This is a genomic window from Nocardia sp. NPDC004718 (assembly GCF_053601535.1).
In genome coordinates, this window is sequence record NZ_JBSGCA010000166.1 from 1 (window position 1) to 1,270 (window position 1,270).

Here is a 1,270-nt window from a genome sequence, read left to right on the forward strand (position 1 = left end):
CCACAAGGCGGTATCGCATCGCCCGTCATGTCCAACATCTATCTGGATCGACTCGACCGGTTCGTGGAACAGCAATTGATACCGGAATACACCCAGGGCACACGTCGTCGCAGCAACCCGGCATACCAGCAGGTCACTAACGAGATCGCGCGGGAAACCCGGCACGGCAACCGGGAGGCGGTGCGTCGGCTCCGGTCGGAACGCCGCACCCTGCCCAGCCAGGACCCCAATGATCCCGGATACCGGCGGCTGCGTGATGTCCGCTACTGCGACGACTTCCTGCTCGGGTTCGCCGGTCCCAAACACGAAGCCGAACAGATCAAGTCGAAGATCAGGGCGTTCTTGCGCGAGGAACTCGAGCTGGAACTGTCCGAACCCAAGACGTTGATCACCCACGCCACCAGCCAGGCGGCGCGGTTCCTCGGCTACGAGATCAGGACCCAACACGCCGATGACAAGATCACTCGACACCGTCGAGCAGTCAACGGCGCGATCGGCCTGTTCGTGCCCAAGACCGTGATCCGGGAACGATGCGCCCGCTACATGAGCAAAGGCAAACCCGCGCAACGCGGGCCGCTGTTGTTCGACGACGACTTCACCATCGTCGCCACATACGGGTCCGAATACCGCGGGTTCGTCCAGTACTACCTGATGGCCCAGGACATCTTCCGTTTGCAGCGGTTGCAGTGGGTCATGGAAACCTCGATGCTCAAGACCCTGGCCGGCAAGCACAAGTCCACCGTCACCAAGATGGCCCGCAAATACAAGACGACCATCGACACCGGTGACGGACCCCGGACCTGCTTCCAGGTCACCGTCGCACGCGAGGACAGGAAAGCGCTGATCGCCCGCTTCGGCGGCATCCCGCTCGCACGGCAACGCACCGCAATCATTGTCGATCGAAACCCGCCCCTGGCCACCGCCAACCGCAACGAGCTGATCCACCGTCTCCTTGCCGAAAAGTGCGAGCTCTGCGAGTCGCCCACCGGACTACAAGTCCATCACGTGCGCAAACTCGCCGACCTCGACAAGCCAGGGCGGCCCGACCGCCCAGCATGGATTCGCCTGATGGCCAAACGGCGACGCAAGACTCTGGTCGTCTGCCGCACCCTGCCGCCAGGACATCCACGCTGGACGGGCCACTGCCACCACCCGGAAATAGAACACTGGAGAGCCGGATGCGGGGAAACCCCGCCTGTCCGGTTCGGGAAGAGGCCGTCGGAAAAGGACCCGAGCCACGGGCACCTCGTCGGCGGCCCACTTCACTCGG

General features: G+C 63.5%; 1 protein-coding gene. It reads left to right on the forward strand.

Annotated elements, in window-relative coordinates; all coding sequences use genetic code 11:
• Positions 1–27: 27 nt before the first annotated feature.
• The coding region (locus ACWEH3_RS36150; RefSeq protein WP_450026980.1) for a group II intron reverse transcriptase/maturase at positions 28–1,270 on the forward strand (1,243 nt) is incomplete at its 3' end.